19 protein-coding genes are annotated in these 15893 nt (G+C 73.5%); 4 read left to right on the forward strand and 15 right to left on the reverse strand.

The genetic code is table 11. From position 1 onward, the window contains the following. Nucleotides 1-3: 3 nt before the first annotated feature. The 10 genes from OHS33_RS02640 to OHS33_RS02685 all read right to left on the reverse strand — a co-directional run bounded on the left by OHS33_RS02640 (nt 4) and on the right by OHS33_RS02685 (nt 9506). A complete protein-coding gene (locus tag OHS33_RS02640) occupies nt 4-426 on the reverse strand; it encodes a hydrogenase maturation nickel metallochaperone HypA/HybF (protein ID WP_330328744.1) in 423 nt (140 codons plus the stop codon). 158 nt (nt 427-584) lie between these two features. Beyond that, the gene (locus OHS33_RS02645) at nt 585-707 is read right to left on the reverse strand and encodes a DUF6893 family small protein (protein WP_330328745.1); all 123 of its coding nucleotides are present in this window, start codon (nt 705-707) and stop codon (nt 585-587) included. Continuing rightward, entirely contained in the window at nt 704-1243 is a 540-nt protein-coding gene (locus OHS33_RS02650) for a hydrogenase maturation protease (RefSeq protein ID WP_330328746.1), read from the reverse strand. The genes OHS33_RS02645 and OHS33_RS02650 overlap by 4 nt, the downstream gene beginning before the upstream one ends. Next, on the reverse strand, nt 1240-2727 hold the full coding sequence (locus OHS33_RS02655; protein WP_443065192.1) for a hypothetical protein: 1488 nt from the start codon (nt 2725-2727) through the stop codon (nt 1240-1242). The genes OHS33_RS02650 and OHS33_RS02655 overlap by 4 nt, the downstream gene beginning before the upstream one ends. Further along, nucleotides 2724-3428, reverse strand: a complete 705-nt coding sequence (locus tag OHS33_RS02660; RefSeq protein ID WP_330328747.1) for a DUF6084 family protein — start codon at nt 3426-3428, stop codon at nt 2724-2726. Before OHS33_RS02660 ends, OHS33_RS02655 begins: the two co-directional genes overlap by 4 nt. Beyond that, nucleotides 3425-4111 (reverse strand): DUF5947 family protein, encoded by a 687-nt coding sequence (locus OHS33_RS02665; protein WP_330328748.1) that lies wholly within the window; start codon nt 4109-4111, stop codon nt 3425-3427. The genes OHS33_RS02660 and OHS33_RS02665 overlap by 4 nt, the downstream gene beginning before the upstream one ends. Further along, a complete protein-coding gene (locus OHS33_RS02670; protein ID WP_330328749.1) occupies nt 4108-4716 on the reverse strand; it encodes a hypothetical protein in 609 nt (202 codons plus the stop codon). Before OHS33_RS02670 ends, OHS33_RS02665 begins: the two co-directional genes overlap by 4 nt. Next, nucleotides 4713-6497, reverse strand: a complete 1785-nt coding sequence (locus OHS33_RS02675; RefSeq protein ID WP_330328750.1) for a nickel-dependent hydrogenase large subunit — start codon at nt 6495-6497, stop codon at nt 4713-4715. Before OHS33_RS02675 ends, OHS33_RS02670 begins: the two co-directional genes overlap by 4 nt. An 86-nt stretch (nt 6498-6583) precedes the next feature. Next, nucleotides 6584-7657, reverse strand: coding sequence for a hydrogenase expression protein HypE (locus OHS33_RS02680; protein ID WP_330328751.1), 1074 nt, complete (start codon nt 7655-7657; stop codon nt 6584-6586). Nucleotides 7658-7706: 49 nt separating this feature from the next. Further along, complete coding sequence (locus OHS33_RS02685) at nt 7707-9506, reverse strand: hydrogenase maturation protein (RefSeq protein WP_330328752.1); 1800 nt, start codon at nt 9504-9506, stop codon at nt 7707-7709. Nucleotides 9507-9824: 318 nt separating this feature from the next. Here OHS33_RS02685 and OHS33_RS02690 point away from each other — a divergent pair, with 318 nt between their 5' ends. Then, nucleotides 9825-10622, forward strand: a complete 798-nt coding sequence (locus OHS33_RS02690; protein WP_330328753.1) for a 3-hydroxybutyrate dehydrogenase — start codon at nt 9825-9827, stop codon at nt 10620-10622. Between the two features lie 49 nt (nt 10623-10671). Then, nucleotides 10672-11094, forward strand: a complete 423-nt coding sequence (locus OHS33_RS02695; RefSeq protein WP_330328754.1) for a hypothetical protein — start codon at nt 10672-10674, stop codon at nt 11092-11094. Between the two features lie 102 nt (nt 11095-11196). On the opposite strand, the gene OHS33_RS02700 is transcribed toward OHS33_RS02695, so the two are convergent. The 4 genes from OHS33_RS02700 to OHS33_RS02715 all read right to left on the reverse strand — a co-directional run bounded on the left by OHS33_RS02700 (nt 11197) and on the right by OHS33_RS02715 (nt 14541). Continuing rightward, nucleotides 11197-11646, reverse strand: coding sequence for a CBS domain-containing protein (locus OHS33_RS02700; RefSeq protein ID WP_330328755.1), 450 nt, complete (start codon nt 11644-11646; stop codon nt 11197-11199). Nucleotides 11647-11826: 180 nt separating this feature from the next. Next, nucleotides 11827-12294: an ATP-binding protein gene (locus OHS33_RS02705; RefSeq protein ID WP_330328756.1), complete on the reverse strand. Its 468-nt coding sequence runs from the start codon at nt 12292-12294 to the stop codon at nt 11827-11829. 158 nt (nt 12295-12452) lie between these two features. Next, nucleotides 12453-13445: a sensor histidine kinase gene (locus tag OHS33_RS02710; protein WP_330328757.1), complete on the reverse strand. Its 993-nt coding sequence runs from the start codon at nt 13443-13445 to the stop codon at nt 12453-12455. A 172-nt stretch (nt 13446-13617) separates the two neighbouring features. Beyond that, the gene (locus OHS33_RS02715) at nt 13618-14541 is read right to left on the reverse strand and encodes a SigB/SigF/SigG family RNA polymerase sigma factor (protein WP_443065193.1); all 924 of its coding nucleotides are present in this window, start codon (nt 14539-14541) and stop codon (nt 13618-13620) included. A 243-nt stretch (nt 14542-14784) separates the two neighbouring features. Between OHS33_RS02715 and OHS33_RS02720 the strand changes: the two genes are divergently transcribed. Further along, nucleotides 14785-15102 (forward strand): STAS domain-containing protein, encoded by a 318-nt coding sequence (locus tag OHS33_RS02720; RefSeq protein ID WP_330328758.1) that lies wholly within the window; start codon nt 14785-14787, stop codon nt 15100-15102. 14 nt (nt 15103-15116) lie between these two features. After that, nucleotides 15117-15359, forward strand: a complete 243-nt coding sequence (locus tag OHS33_RS02725) for a DUF6296 family protein (protein WP_330328759.1) — start codon at nt 15117-15119, stop codon at nt 15357-15359. 26 nt (nt 15360-15385) lie between these two features. On the opposite strand, the gene OHS33_RS02730 is transcribed toward OHS33_RS02725, so the two are convergent. Then, nucleotides 15386-15838, reverse strand: a complete 453-nt coding sequence (locus OHS33_RS02730) for an ATP-binding protein (RefSeq protein ID WP_330328760.1) — start codon at nt 15836-15838, stop codon at nt 15386-15388. Nucleotides 15839-15893: the final 55 nt, after the last annotated feature.

Here is a 15893-nt window from a genome sequence, read left to right on the forward strand (position 1 = left end):
TCTTCAGTGCTCCTCGGAGATGGGTTCACGGTCACGCTCACGGGCGGCGGCGGGGGCGGCGGCTCCGGGGCCGGGGCAGTCCTCCCACTCCACGCTGAGGATGCGCAGTTCGCGGCCCGTGAGCAGTTCGACGTCGGTGGCCCGGCCACAGGCGGGGCAGCACAGTTCGGGGGGCATGCCGACGGCCCATTCGCCGGTGCAGGCACCGCAGCGGGCGCGGGCGGTGACCGCTTCCGTGACGAGTGCGGCGCCTTCCAGCACCGTCTGGGCGCAGGCCAGTTCGAAGCAGAAGGCGAGGGCGTCGGGCACCACCCCGGCCAGTTCGCCGACCTGGAGCCGGACGAGGGTGACGGCCCGGGCGCCGCCCGCCCGGGCGGCTTCTTCCACCTGGCCCACGACGGCCATGGCGATCGACATCTCGTGCATCGGGACTCCGTCCTGCCGGGCCTCATTAGACCGGCAGGAGGGGGACCGTACGGTCGGGCACGCCGACGCGCCGTGTGCCCCGTACGCCATTCGGGCGCCGGGGTGCTCGGGCACCGGAGGGGGTCACACCCGGGTCACATCCGGGGTCACATCCGAGGTCACATCCGGCGCATCTTCAGGTAGCGCCGGATGTCGGGGATGATCTGCTTGATCACGGCGGCGAGCGCGACGACGGTCGCACCGCCGATGACGGTCGTCTTCTTCTTGGTCGTGCCGGTCATCGGATCCTCCTCAGTTCGCGCAGCGGTTCCCGGTCCTCGTCCCCGTCCTGAAGCAGCTCCAGGACCATCCCCACGGCCCGCGGCACGGCGGCGGCCACCGGGGCGCTCAGCCCGATGCCCTCCTCGACGCAGGCGGGTTCGCAGCCGACGACGAGCGTGCGCCGCGGCGGTGTCGCGCCGGTCCCCTCGCACAGGGTGCCCAGCAGGGCGAGGACCGCGTCGGGGGACATGTGGTGGCCGTCCAGGACGGCCCGGCCCGGTTCGACGGAACCGGGTGCGTCGGCCTCGATCAGGTAGAGGGTGCCCGGGGCGCCGCCGCGGGCGGTGGCGTCGAGCAGGACGAGCATGTCGTACCCGTCGAGGAGCTGGTAGGCGAGGTGGACCCCGCGCACCCCGAAGTCCACCGCCTCGGCGCCGGCGGGCAGCGGGTGGGCCGCCAACTGCCGTACGGTCTCCACGCCGAAGCCGTCATCGCCCAGGAAGACGTTGCCGATCCCGGCGATCAGGGTGGCGCCCGGTGGGCGCTCGTCGTTCACGCGTCCTCCAGGGGGGTGACCTCGTCGGGCTGGAAGTACAGGAACCGGCCCTGTTCGCGGCGGATGTCGGCGCCGGGGTCGCCCTCGACGGTGACGGCGAGGTGCACTCCGCCGTCGACGTCGTGCAGGACGGCTTCGACGAGGGCGGCGCGGCCGTGCAGGAACAGGTCCTGCGCGTCGGTGCGGCGCGCGCCGGGGCGCAGCAGGACCCGGCTGCCGGCGCCGACCGACACCCCGTCGACGGAGATACGGTCCCGGGCCGGGTCGGCGGGATCGGCGTGGGCCGGGTCCCACCAGGGGTGTTCGGGCCGGAACACGGCCTGCTCGTCGAAGGGTTCGCCGAACGGGTCACCGAAGGGGGCGCCAAAGGGGGCGGGGGCGGGGGCCGGGCCGGGGGCCTCGCCGGTGATCTCGCGCAGGGCCCGTACGGCGCCGTGCAGCCGTTCCAGGACCTCGGGCGGCATCGACTCGGCCAGGTCGATGACCGCGGCGGCGCGCGGGTCGGTGCCGCGCGCCTCGCGCTTCTCCTGGTCGGTCAGGGCCGCGGTGCGCAGGGCGAGGATCTCGTCGATCTCGGTGGAGTCGTACATCGCCCCGGCGCTCTCGGGGGCGATGGCGGGGTGGTCCTCCAGGATGATCGGGGAGGACAGGACCACGTCGGCGCGGCCGGGTTCACCGGCGAGCACGGGCCAGGTGCGCTCGTTGACGCAGTCCGCGACGGCGCCCTTGGCCCATTCGGGCGGGTCGGTCATGGACAGGAAACCGCCCGTGTCGAGTCCGAGCAGCAGGTGGGCGGCGACGAGCGAGCGGGGCAGGGCGGCGTCGCGGTCATCCGCCTCGGCGGTGCCGGGGGCGGGCCGCCAGGTGCTGGTGTTCTCGACGGCCGCGGTGAGCTTCAGCACCCGGTAGGGGCCGTCGAGTTCGGTGGCGGTGAGCCGGACCGAGCCGTTGATCTCCTCGGTGCGGCGGACGAGGCGTCCCACGGTGCGCCCGGCGCCGTCGAGGACCGCTTCGGTGTCCTCGCGGGCGGGTCGGGTGAAGGGGAACACGGTCCCGGGGCCGCCGAGTCCGGCGACGGGGACGGTCAGTTCGACGCGTTCCTCGGCTCCCTCGTCCCAGGGGACGAGCACCCGGTCGGGCAGCTGCAGTTCGGCCACGTCCTCGAACCCGCCGCCGGGCAGGGCCCGTTGGACGGTGCGGCGCTGGGCGTGCAGGAAGCGCAGCTCCACGGCGAGGGTGGCGGCTCCCTTCGGTTCCATCAGGATCTCGGTCCGCTGGTCGGCGTGTTCGTGGTGCGCGGGCCCCCAGGCGGGGGGCACCAGCACGCCGAACTGCCAGCGCAGCCGGTTCTTGGCCGCCGAGGCCCGGTAGGGGTAGAGCACGTACCCCTCGAAGAGGACCGCGTCGGCCACCTGCCGGGCGTGGTCGAAGAGGGCCGGGGCGATGATGGAAGAGGAGGCCGGGGCGGGGGCGGTCGCGGTCACGGCGCCGTCCTTTCGGTCGCGCGCGGCAGTACGGCGCCGGCCCACGCGGGGTCCTGCGGCCCGGGGTTCCCGGCGGCGGCGTCCGCGTCGAGCAGGGCTCGTACGGTCGCCTCCCACGAGGCGAGGGCGTGCCGCGAACGGTAGGCGAGGAGGTCGTCCATGGTGTCGCGGGGCAGCCGCAGCCAGCCGCAGCCGGGGAAGTGCTGCTCGACCATCTCCCGCCACACGCTCACCGGCATGCGGTGGGAGGCCTCGCGGTCCCAGGGGACGGGTTCGACGTGGAAGCCGGTGGACCCGGTGAAGGCCGTACCGGAGAACAGCATCAGCAGCGGCACCTCGCCGTCTTCGAGGGCGTTGAAGTAGCGGGTGGCCGCGATGTCCATGTCGTAGGTGCAGGGCACCACGAGGTCGGTCTCGGTTTCCCCGGTGAAGCTGGGGATCATCGCGGTGACCTGGGTGAACTGCACGGGCTGGAGGGTGGTGCCCCAGCGGGAGCGGGCCCCGAAGAGGTCGGCGAGGGCCGCCGCCTCGGCGGGTTCGTAGCCGCGCCGGGCCGGTTCGATGCGCATCTGGCAGCGCAGCGCGAGGGCGTGCACCCGGGTGCCGGGGGTGGCGGTGACGCGCAGCCGGAAGACGAGGGTGGGGCCGGCCGCGTAGGCGTCGGCGCGCACGCCCGTGCAGGTGAAGGCGAAGTCGGTCACGGTCGGCCCGCCTCGGCGGTGGGCGTACCCGTACCCGTCGGCACCTTGGCCCGGCGTTCGACCTGGGCGAAGAAGGCGTCCAGCGCGGCGCGGGCTTCCGCCCCGCCGTCGAAGCCCTGCCACAGCAGCCTCATGCGTCCCACCAGTTCGTAGCAGATGTCGATCGGGACCAGATGGCACTCGGTCCGGCCCCCGGAGCGCCGCAGCAACAGGGCCTCGACGTCGGGTTCGAGCAGGGCCGAGAGGCGGCTCGCACCGAGTACGGTCTGCCAGGTCGCCGGATCGAGTTCGCTCTCGGTGGCTCCGGCCGGGCTCGGGTAGAGCGCGACGAGCCGGTCGAGGGCCGCGTTGCGGAAGAAGAACGCGACGCTGACCGGGATCTGGAGCAGTTCCCACGCCCCGTCGTCGAGCCGGTGGTCCGGGTCGGTGAGGTAGCGGTCGGGGACGGCGCGGAACCGGCCGCCGACGGCGGCGCCCGGCCGGTCGAGCAGCAGGGCGCAGGGCACGCAGGCACAGACCAGGGCGCGCCGTTCGGTTTCCACGAGGTGGCGGTGGTGCTCCTCGGCCACGACCACCCCGCAGAGTTCGCACACTTCCCGGCGCGGGAGGCGCGGCCCGGCGAAGCGGCGCAGGCCGCGCGGGCCCGGGCGCAGCGGCCCGGGCCGTCCCGTGGGCGCCGTCACGGCACGCGCGCCGGGGACTGCGGGGAGCGGCCGATCTGGAGCAGTGCGGGCGCTGGCGCCGCGGCCGGTTCGAGTTCCACGGCGGTGACCTCGGGGGCGAAGGCGGCGAGGGCGTCCTCGATGCTCCGGTGGGCCGGGGCGGCCGCTGAGCCGCCGGACGGGCAGCCGCAGCCGCAGCCGCTCCCGGGGGCGGCGGGCCGCAGCCGCAGGATCCCGCTCGCCCCGTCGAAGCCGATCAGCTCGACCGGGTCCGCCGAGGCCGCCAGGGCGCGCCCGATCCGGGTGTGGACGTCCTCGGGGTGCAGGTCGTGCAGGGTGAGCAGGCCGACGACGAGTTCGTCGTCCAGCAGTCCGCCGAGGGGGCCGCCGGGCAGCCCGCCGGGGGCCGCGGCGAGCCGTTCGACGATCCGGGCGAGCCCGGCGCCGTAGAAGTCCATGAGGACGCGGACCAGTTCCTCGGCGGCGTCGCACACCTCCCGGTCCCCGGTGGCGGCGAGCCGGTCGAGTACCTCCTCGACCCGGATCCCGGCCTGCCTGGCGTCGACGGGGGCGGGTGCGGAGGCGGAGGCGGAGGCGGAGGCGGAGGCGGAGGCGGAGGCGCTCATCCGCCCAGTCCGCTCAGGCCGGTGGGCACGTGCATCTGCTTGACGGTCTTGCCGGGGCCGACGTACATGTGCACACCGCACGGCAGACAGGGGTCGAAGCTGCGCACGGCGCGCATGATGTCGATGCCCTTGAAGTTCTCCGGGGTGTTCTCCTCGAAGATCGGGGTGTTCTGTACGGCGTCCTCGTACGGTCCGGGGGTGCCGTAGGTGTCTCGGGTGCTCGCGTTCCACGGGGTCGGCGGGTACGGGTGGTAGTTGGCGATCTTGCCGTCGCGGATCACCATGTGGTGCGAGAGGACCCCGCGGACGGCTTCGGTGAAGCCGACGCCCAGTCCCTCGTCCGGGACCTCGAACTTCTCCCAGGTCTGGGTGCGTCCGGCGCGGACCTCGGCCAGGCCCTTCTCCGCGCAGTGCAGCGCGATGGCGGCCGCGTACGCCTGGAAGTACGTGCGGGCGCGGTTGCGCTCCAGCGCGTTGCTCCACTTCGGGATCTTCCACTCGAAGCGGGTCTCGGGCTTGGTCATGGTGCGGGGCAGGGTGATGACCACGCTGTGGCCGGTGGCCTGCACGTAGTCGGTGTGGACCAGCCCGGACAGCGCCGTGGACCACAGCCGGGCGAGCGGGCCGCCGCCGGTGTCCAGGGGCAGGTGGTCCTTGCCGTCGAACCAGCGAGGGGACATGACCCAGCTGTACTTGTCGTCGAAGTTCCGCTTCTGCGGGGCCGGGATGGTGTGCTGGTTCCACGGGTGGCGGGGGTCGACCGGGTTGCCGAGCGGGTCGTGGGTGACGAACTGCTCCTGGCCCTGCCAGTCGTCGTAGTACGAACTGCCGAGCAGGATCCGGATGCCGAGGTTGATCTCGGTGAGGTCGTTGGTGACGAGCTTGCCGTCGACCACCACGCCGGGGGTGACGAACATCTTCCGTCCCCAGTCGGTCATGTTGGCGTAGGTGAAGTCGCAGTGCTCGGGGTCGTTGAGCGCGCCCCAGCAGCCGAGCAGCACGCGGCGCCTGCCGACTTCCTCGTACCCGGGCAGGGCCTCGTAGAAGAAGTCGAAGAGGTCGTCGTGGAGCGGGACGACCCGCTTCATGAACTCGCAGTACCGCATGAGGCGGCTCATGTAGTCCGTGAAGAGCTGGACGGAGGCGATGGTGCCGACGCCGCCCGGGTAGAGGGTGGAGGGGTGCACGTGGCGGCCCTCCATGAGGCAGAACATCTCCCGCGTGTAGCGGCTGACCTGCAGTGCCTCGCGGTAGAACTCGCCCTCGATGGGGTTGAGCGAGCGCATGATGTCGGCGATCGTCTTGAAGCCGTGCTCGCCGGCGTGCGGGGCGGGGGTGCGCTCGGCCAGTTCCAGGACGCCGGGGTTGGTCTCGCGGACCATCTTTTCGCAGTAGTCGACCCCGACCAGGTTCTCCTGGAAGATGTTGTGGTCGAACATGTACTCCGCGGACTCGCCGAGGTTGATGATCCACTCGGCGAGGTGCGGGGGCTTCACCCCGTAGGCCATGTTCTGCGCGTAGACGGAGCACGTGGCGTGGTTGTCACCGCAGATGCCGCAGATGCGGCTGGTGATGAAGTGCGCGTCGCGGGGGTCCTTGCCGCGCATGAAGACGCTGTAGCCGCGGAAGACCGACGAGGTGCTGTAGCACTCCGCGACCCGCTTCTGCTTGAAGTCGATCTTCGTGTGGATGCCGAGGCTGCCCACGATCCGGGTGATCGGATCCCAGGCCATCTCGACCAGGCCGCTGCCGTCACCGGCCGCCTTCGTCTTCGGTGCCATCGTGTCTGCCGTGACCCTTCTTCAGTGCGTGCGTACGTACGGACGTGCGTGGACTACGGGGAGCTGCGTGGATGTCGGGGGGGGGCTTACCGCCCGGACCAGGGCGGCCGGTAGCCGGTGGTGAGCTTCTCGCCGCGGTGGCGCCACTTGGGTTCCTGGTCGACGGTGTGCGCCGTGACCGCGCGGAGCTTGCGGATCACCGCTCCGTACGCCCCGCTGGCGGCGCTGGACACCTTGCTGCCGGGGGGTTCGTCCATGAACGGCATGAACTTGTCGGGGAAGCCGGGCATCGTGCAGGCGATGCAGATGCCGCCGACGTTGGGACAGCCTCCGATGCCGTTCATCCAGCCGCGCTTGGGCACGTTGCACTTGACGACCGGGCCCCAGCAGCCGAGCTTGACCAGGCACTTGGGCGAGTCGTAGGTGTGCGCGAACTGGCCCTGCTCGTAGTAGCCGGCCCGGTCGCACCCCTCGTGGACGGTGTTGCCGAACAGCCAGGTCGGCCGCAGCTTGTCGTCCAGCGGGATCATCGGCGCGGATCCGGCCGCCTGGTAGAGGAGGTAGGTGAGGGTCTCGGAGAAGTTGTCGGGCTGGATCGGGCAGCCCGGCACGCACACGATCGGGATGCCCGCCTTGGAGGTCCAGTCCCAGCCCAGGTAGTCGGGCAGGCCCATGGCGCCGGTGGGGTTGCCCTCCATGGCGTGGATGCCGCCGTACGTCGCGCAGGTGCCGATGGCGACGACGGCCAGGGCCTTGGGGGCCAGCCGGTCGATCCACTCGCTGGTGGTGATGGGCTGGCCGGTCTCCGGATCGTCGCCGAAGCCGCACCAGTACCCCTCGGGCTTGATGCTCTCGTTGGGGATGGACCCCTCGACGACCAGCACGAAGGGGTCGATTTCGCCGCGCTCGCCCTTGAAGAACCATTCGATGAACGTGTCCGCGCCGCCGACGGGACCGCATTCGAAGTCGATCAGCGGCCAGTGCACGGCGATCTTGGGCAGCCCGGGCAGGACGCCCATCACGATCTCTTCGATGCTGGGCTGCATCGCGGCGGTCAGGGAGACCGAGTCGCCGTCGCAGCTCAGTCCGGCGTTGATCCAGAGGATGTGGATCGGAGGGTCCTCGACCGCGTTCGGGGAGGTGGTGGTTTCAGCATCCATGGGGATGCCTCCTTGGGGATGTATGCGGTGAAAGCCGTCATACCGGCCATCACCCTTCTTGGTAACAGCCGACCGGTCCGGGTGCGCCGTCAGCTGCCGCCGATCCAGTGACACGGCGGCGCTCGGGGGTGGCCCGGGCCAGGTGGGGAGGAGTGCCGGAGGCGGGCGCCTTGCGGACGAAGTCCCGGCGCAGCGCGTGGTACGGGGCCTCCGGGTCGAAGAAGGTGCGGCGCATCCGGGCCAGCTCCGCCGCCCGGTGGGCGGCCAGCGGCCGCAGCGCCTCGTCCCGGTCCCGCGCGGCCTTCTTCGCGGCGATCCGGGCCGATACGGCGGGCGAGGCCGCCAGCCGGGCCGCGAGCCGCCCGGTCTCCCCGGCGAAGTCCTGCGGCGCGCAGGCCGTCGTACGGTCGACCAGGCCCAGGCGCCGCGCCGCCTCGGCGGACACCGGCAGCGCCTCGGTGGTGAGCCTCTCCGCCACGGCGGGGCCGACCCGGCGGGGCAGGGTGTACGTCCAGTACTCCGAGCCGTACAGCCCCATCAGCCGGTAGTGCGGATTCAGCACCACCCCGGACCTGCACCAGATCTCGTCGGCGGCCAGGGCGAGCATGGCCCCGCCCGCGGCCGCGTTGCCGCCGAGCGCGGCGACGATCAGCCGGTCGGTGGTGCACAGCACGGCCTCGACCAGGTCGTCGATGGCCGTGATGTTCGCCCAGGATTCCGCGGCGGGGTCTGCGGCGGCCTCGATGACGCCGAGGTGGATGCCGTTGGAGAAGAAGTCCCGGCCGCCGCCCAGCACCAGGACCGAGGTCGGGCGGGCGCAGGCGGCCCGGTAGGCCGCGAGCAGGCGGCGGCACTGACCGGTGCTCATCGCGCCGCCGGGGAAGGTGAAGGACAGGAAGCCCGCCTGGCCCTCCTCGCGGTAGGAGATGTCGGACCAGCCGCGTCCCCGGGCGGGCAGTTCGGGCAGCTCGGGCAGCCGCTCGCCCAGGGCCGTGACGGCGGGCAGTTTGACCGGGACGGGCTCCCCCGGCAGCCGCCGGGCGCGCAGCTCGGGGATCCAGACGGCGCCGTCGGCGGTGGCCCGGCAGATCGCTCCCGACCGGGTGGCCAGCAGCTCCCCCGGGCGCCCGCGCAGGGCGCGCTCCGGGTGGCCGCCGTGCAGGAACCACTGGGCGCCGAGCAGCTCGTCCAGCACGCCGGGCTGGGAGTCGGCGGCGCGCAGCCTGCGGACCACGGTGTCGGTGGTGTCGCGCTGCCAGTCGATGCGGCGCAGCTCCTGGCGGAAGTACGGGCGGGTCCGGCACGGGCCGTCCTGGGCCTCCCCGGGGCGGGGTTCGCGCTGGGGCAGGGGGACGTACGTGCCGGAGGCGAAGCGGTCGACGGCCAGCAGGACGGCGGCGAGGGCCGCGTCGGAGACCTCGCCGCGGTAGAGGTCGCTCTTGCCGACCGGGGGCACGGCGCAGTCGGCCGAGGCCCAGACGGCGCCCGCGTCCATCCGTTCGTCGGCCTGGAGGACGGTCACGCCCCACCGGGTCATGCCCTCGTGGACGGCCCAGTCGAGGGAGGAGGGGCCGCGGTCCCCCGGCGGGCCCGGGTGGACGATCAGGCAGGTGTGGGCGGACCACACGTCCCGCGGGATCGCGGTCTTGAGCATGGGGGCAAGGATCAGGTCCGGGCGGTGGCGCGCGACGGCGGCGCGCAGCGCCTCGTCCTGGGGGGCGGACGGCTCTCCCCCGGGGGCCGGTGGCAGCGCCAGTTCCACGGCCACGCTGTGACCGCGGTCGCGGAGTTCGGCGTGGACGCGCTGGGTGAGGCTGTTGAACGCGCTCGCTACGAGCAGGATGTGCACGTGCTCTCCCTGCGGCCGGGCCACTCGGCGGACGAACGTTGACCGGAGCACGTCCGGCCGAGGGGAATCGTGGGGGAGCCCCGCCCCGGACGCGCCGCAGCCGAGCGCGGGTGTCACTCGAAAGCGCAAGATCCGGCGGCCACTCGGCGGCGGGCGCGCGCGAGTCGCCCGGCGGGTGCGCGGGGTGGCGGGGCCGGCCTCGGGGTGGACGGCGGGGCGGGTGGCGGGGCGGGTGGCGGTGCGCACCACGATGGCTCTGCGGAGTGTGGGCGCGCGCACCATGTCAGTCGCTGTCACCGCTGCCTACTGTTGCCCGCCATGACGAGCTTTCCTCCTCCCCCGGCGACCCGGCCCGCGGCCCCCTCCGACGGGATCGACCTGACCGGGCGGGTCGCCCTGGTGACCGGTGCGGGCAGCGGTATCGGCCGGGCCTGCGCGATCGCCCTGGCCGCCGCGGGCGCCGCCGTGCACGTGGTCGACGTCGACGGGGAGTCGGCCGCCGCCACGGCAGCGGCGGTGGGCGGGCCCGCGCACACCGTCGACCTGTCCGACCCGGCCGCGATCGAGTCGCTGCCCGCCGCCGTGGACATCCTGGTCAACAGCGCCGGACTCCAGCACGTGGCCCCGCTGACGGAGTTCCCGCCCGAGCGGTTCACCCTGATCCAGCAGGTGATGGTGACCGCGCCGTTCCTGCTGCTGCGGCGCGTCCTGCCGCACATGTACGCGGGCGGCTGGGGCCGCGTGGTCAACATCTCCAGCGTCCACGGCCTGCGGGCCAGCGCCTACAAGTGCGCCTACGTCGCCGCCAAGCACGGGCTGGAGGGGCTGAACAAGGTGACCGCCATCGAGGCCGCTCCGTACGGCGTGACCAGCAACTGCGTCAACCCGGGGTACGTCCGCACCCCGCTGGTCGAGGACCAGATCCAGGCCCAGGCCGCCGCGCACGGCATCAGCCCCGCCGACGTGGTGTCCGAGGTGCTGCTGACCCGCTCGGCGATCAAACGCCTGATCGAACCGGAGGAGGTAGCGGCGGCCGTGCTGTGGCTGTGCGGCCCGCACACCGGCTACCTCACCGGAGCCTCGCTGCCCCTGGACGGCGGCTGGGGCGCGCACTGAACACCGCCCGCCCCGGGGCCCTCACCAGCGGCTCTGGCACCCTGGGGCCATGGACGCACCCACCCGCGGCGCATGGCTGCGCGCCGGAATCAGCCGTGACGGCGGCCCGCTCCGGGAGACCGGCCACGTCGTGTGGCTCCAGACCGGTGTCCTGTACGCCGACAGCCGCGGCTTCGCCGGGAGCACCTCCTACGACGGGGCGCGGGTCACCTTCCACCACGAGGTCGGCGAACCCGGCCTCGACGTCGGGGCACTGCGCGCCGACGGCAGCCGCATGATCGAGACCGGCACCAATGCCGACGGCTCGACCTTCCTGGAGGTGTGGACCCCGCTGCCCGGCGCGGACGGCCCCGAGGGCTGCTGGACCGCCGAGGGGACGATGACGGTCCGGGTGGGCGCCCATGTCGTCCACGTCGGCGCCGCGGGTGACGGCGTACACGTCGTCCTCACCGACGGCGACGGCCACCGCTGACGCCGACGCCGACGGGACCCGGCCGGGGCCGTGGTTCCCCCGCGATCGGCGGCTCGGGTCCCGGGGAGCGGGAAGCGCGCGATGCGGGGGAACCGTACGGGGTCAGTCGCTGGAGAGGGCGCTGAGCAGGGCGCCGACCTCCGGGTGCGGCAGGGCGCGGGCGACGTCGGCCTGGGCGACCATGCCGACCAGGCGGTGACCGTCGAGGACGGGGAGCCGCCGGACCTTGTGCGCGGCCATGGTCCGCAGGATCTTCTCGGCGTCGTCGTCGGCGCCGACCGTCACAGCGCCCGCGGCGAGTTCACCCGCGGGTGTCGTGGCGGGGTCCTTTCCCGGCACGAGGACCCGGACCACGATGTCGCGGTCGGTGATCATGCCGATGAGGCGGTCACCGGCGTCGCGGATGGGGAGGGCGCCCACGCCCAGCTCGGCCATCTGCCGGGCCGCCCGCAGCACGGTCTCGTCGTGGCCGACGCAGTGCGCGCCCGGTGTCATCAGGTCGCGGGCGGTCTTGGCGCCCGGTTTGGCGAGGTGGGTGGCGTTGGGGCTCATCCCTGTGCCCCCGCGCCGTCCGCGTGTGCCGTGTCTGCCGTGTGTGCCATGGGAGCGCACCTCTCTGCGTGCGGAAACCGCTGGTGGTCCGGCGGTCCGAGCGGACGGCCGGCACCCATCGGTTCCCCGTACGGAGGGCGGCTACCGCGCGGTTGCGCCATTCGGGCCCGGCCGGACGGCCTACTCCCGGACGGGCGCGGGGCTGCCGGTGGTCAGCCTGGCGCCGTCGATCTCCGCCCAGACCGCCTTGCCGTCGGCGTGCGCGACGGCGCCCCAGCGGTCCGCGAGCCGCTGGACGATGGCGAGGCCGTGGCCGCCCGGGGCGCCGCGCGGTGTGACGCGCGGGGCGGGCAGCTCCGTATCGCCGTCGAGGACCTCGATGCGCAGGGCCGTGCCGACGGTCAGGACGAGTTCGTCGCAGCCGCCCGCGTGCAGGCTCGCGTTGGTCAGCAGTTCCGACACCACGAGGAGGGCGTCCTCGGTGGTCTGGTTGGCTTCCCAGCCCCAGTCGCGCAGGGCCGTACGGGTGAAGTCGCGGCCCTTCGCCACGTGCCCGCGGACGCCGCGCAGGGCGAGCCTGCGGCGCTGGCCCGCGAGCGGCGGGCGCGCGCGCAGGGGGTCGCCGGTGTCCGATCCGATGGCCGTCACTGTGGCCTCACCCGTCCCCGTTGACACTGGTCCTCACAATGATCGATCCCCAATGATTGCAAACCGCTGCCCTCTTGGACCGGTCGAACCACGACATGGTTGTACGCCCTGCGCCGCCACGGGTCGGCCGCGAGCCGGCCCCTGAATCAGCCCCTGAATCAGCTGTCGGCCGGACCTCGGCCGGGCGTCATGTGGAGGCGCAGGGTGAGCCCCGTGGGCAGGGCCCGGACCTCGACCAGGTCGCAGAGCTGGTGGATCATCCACAGTCCGCGGCCGCCGTCGCCCGAGGCCCGGGGCGGTCTGCGGCGGCCGGCCAGCGGGTCGGCGAGGCGGCCCGCGTCGTGGACCTCCGCCACCACCGCGCCCGCGTCGGTGGACCACAGGCGCAGGGTGCCGCTGCCGCCGCCGTGCGCGAGGGAGTTGGCGGCCGCTTCGCTGACGGCGAGGACCAGGTCGTCGCGCCGGGCCGGGGCGAGGGCGGTGCCGTGCGCCCAGGCCTGCGCGTGTTCCCGTACCCGGGCCAGCTCCCCGGCGCGGTAGTCCAGGACGAGGTCCGCCGCGGCGGGCTCGGGCAGCGGGACGTCACAGTCGGCGCAGACGACCCGGGCGTCCGTGTACGCGGGACTGGCGGTGTCCCGGCCGTGCTCGATCAGCGTGGGGTGGGTGCGCCGGGCGTCGGCGACGACCCGTGCGGGGAGCGCGGCCGTGTCGTACGGGCAGAGGATGCGGGCGGGGCGGCCCGCGAAGGCGGTGTTGATCAGTGCCTCGTGCCGGGTCGCCTCGCGCACCTCGGCCGGGGTGCGCCCGGGCCAGACCGGCTCGCCGACGATCCGGGGCGAGCGGCCGGGATGCCGGTCGGCGAACTCCTGGAGGGCGCCCAGGATGCGACCGGGGTTGCGGCCCAGTTCCCGCATGTCCGCGAACAGGATCCCGTCCGCTCCGGCCGCCCCGTCGGTGTGCGCGCCGAGGCCGCGGCGCAGCGCGTCCAGGTTCGGACCCGGAACGGCGACGAGGACCGGCTCCCGGGCGCGCAGCGCGTCCCGCACGAAGGCACCCACCCCCGCCACGTACTGCGCCCGGCCCCGGTAGAAGAGGGCGGGGTGGACGAAGGGGCCGGGGGCCGCGGCCGGAGGGGTGGTGCCGTGGGCCATGCTGCACCCTCCAGTGCGGCGTGCTCCGGGAACGGCTCGGCCGCGCGTCGGCTCCGCCACGCGTCGGCTCGGCCGCTCGGTCACCCGTTCACTCGCTCTACTCGTCGCAGCGAGTATGACGGCTGCCGGGGCCGGCGGCCCGGGCCCCGGTCCGGAGGGACGAGCCGGGCGCTCAGGTGCTGAGCATGCCGGTGCGCAGCCTGGTCAGGGTGCGGGACAGCAGGCGGGACACCTGCATCTGCGAAATGCCCAGCTCGGAGCCGATCTCGGCCTGTGTCAGCTCCTGGCCGAAGCGCATCCGCAGGATGCTGCGGTCACGCTCGCCGAGGTCTTCCAGCAGGGGTGCGAGGGTGTGGAACTCCTCGAAGAGTTCCATGGCGGCGTCGACCTCGCCGACGCTCTCGGCCAGCGGCCGTGCTCTGCGTCCCGCCGGAGCCTGCTCGTCGGCGTCGGCCGGGGTGTCCAGCGAGCCGCTCGTGTAGCCGTTCGCGGCCACCAGGCCCTCGATGACCTCTTCCTCGGGGAGTTCGAGGTGCTGGGCCAGCTCCTTGACGGTGGGGGCCCGGCCGAGGACGCCGTTCAGCGCCTCCTGGCTCTGGGCGAGTCCGGTCCGCAGTTCCTGCAGGCGGCGCGGGACGTGCACCGCCCAGGTGGTGTCCCGGAAGTACCGCTTTATCTCACCGGTGATGTAGGGGAGGGCGAGGGTGGAGAATTCCACCTCGCGCTCCGGGTCGTAGCGGTCGATCGCCTTGATCAGGCCGATGGTTCCCACCTGGAGGATGTCCTCCATCTCGACGCCGCCGCCCGCACCCGCGGCGCGGGAGCGGAAGCGCCGCGCGGCGAAGTGCACGAGTGAGACATTCATCTCGATCAGTGTGTTGCGCACGTACTGGTACTCGCGCGTCCCCTCCTCCAGGGAGCGCAGCCGGACCAGGAACACCCGGGACATCTCGCGCGCGTCCGCTGGCGCCACCTCGCGGGCGTTGTCGACCCGCGGCAGGTCCACGGCGGACTGCCCCGCCGGGGGCCCCGCGACGGGCGCGACCGGCGCTCCCGCCCCAAGACCGCGGCTGACAAGTGTGTCCGTGCGAGACATGTGGCCGTTCCTCCCTTTGGCGAATGGCTGCGCAGGCGCTCGTGCCCACAACCTCGACCCTTACACACCCGCGCGCCGGAAAACTTCCCGAGGAGGGCCCGCGGGGGCCGGGCCGTCGCCCTCCGCGGGCGGACCGGGCATACTCGCTCCCTTGGACACCCCGCGGGGACACCGCGCGGGAGACCACGCACACGACCACGGGAGGCGGACACGGTGCGGGACACGGAAGCACACGGCGCGGGAGTGGTCGGCAGAGCCTACGGGGCCGGGCCGGGCTGGGTGATCGAGGCACGCGGCGAACTCGACCAGGACACGCTGGCGCCCCTGGAGGACGCCCTCGCCTCGGCCGCCGGGTCGCACCCGCTGGTGGTCCTGGACGCGGGAGCCATCACCTTCGGTGACTCCTCGTTCCTGAACATGCTCCTGCGGCTGCACCGGACCACCACGCTGCGCATCGCCGCTCCGGCCGAACAACTGGTCCGGCTCTTCCAGCTGACCGGCGCGGACACGGTCCTCGCCATCCACCCGGACGTCCGGGACGCGCTCGGTACGCCTGCCTGAGCCACAATGGAACGGTGAACCGGTACGAGCTGGTGTTCAAGAGCACGGAGAGCCCAGAGAGCACGGAGAGCGCCCAGGGCACCGACGCCGTCGTGGTCACGCGCACCGCGCAGACGGGCCCCGGAGGCCACCCGGTGTACGAGGACGAGACCGGGATCCTGCGTGCGGAGATCAGCGATCAGGGCGAGGTGCGCATCCTCCCGACGGGCGGCCATCAGGACCCCACGGCGCCCGTGCGGGCCCGCCCCCTCGACTGATCAGCGCGCAGGCGCGCGTGGACGCGTCACCGGATCAGCAGACGCACCTGGATGGACTTGCCGCCCTTCGGCAGCGGCGCCACCGACACGCGGTCCGCGAGGAGGCGGATCAGGGGCCATCCGAAGCCGCCCTCGGCGATGGCCTCCGACGTTCCGCCCGACAGGACGGCCGGGTGGGGCACGACGTGGGGGACCTCACCACTGCGGTCGGTGACCGTGAGTTCCAGGGCCTCCCGGTCGACCTCCGCTTCGAAGCCGACCAGGCCCCCGCCGTGCCGGTAGGCGTTGGTGACCAGCTCGGAGGTCACCAGCAGGGCGTCCGCCAGGGCCGCCCCGCTCACGTGCGGTCCGGTCACATGCCGTCCGGCCGCGGCGGTCCCGGCGCCGAGCAGACCCGCCACGAGGGCACGGGCACCGGCCGCGTCGGACGGGGCCTCCGGCCCGTTCCTGCGCACCACCCGCGCGTTCACAACCCTCACACCTGACCCTCCTCGCTGGTGCTCTCCCCTGCCGTCTGCCCGCCCTCGGCCGGGG

The sequence above is a fragment of the Streptomyces sp. NBC_00536 genome, from assembly GCF_036346295.1.
In the GTDB taxonomy this organism is placed as follows: domain Bacteria; phylum Actinomycetota; class Actinomycetes; order Streptomycetales; family Streptomycetaceae; genus Streptomyces.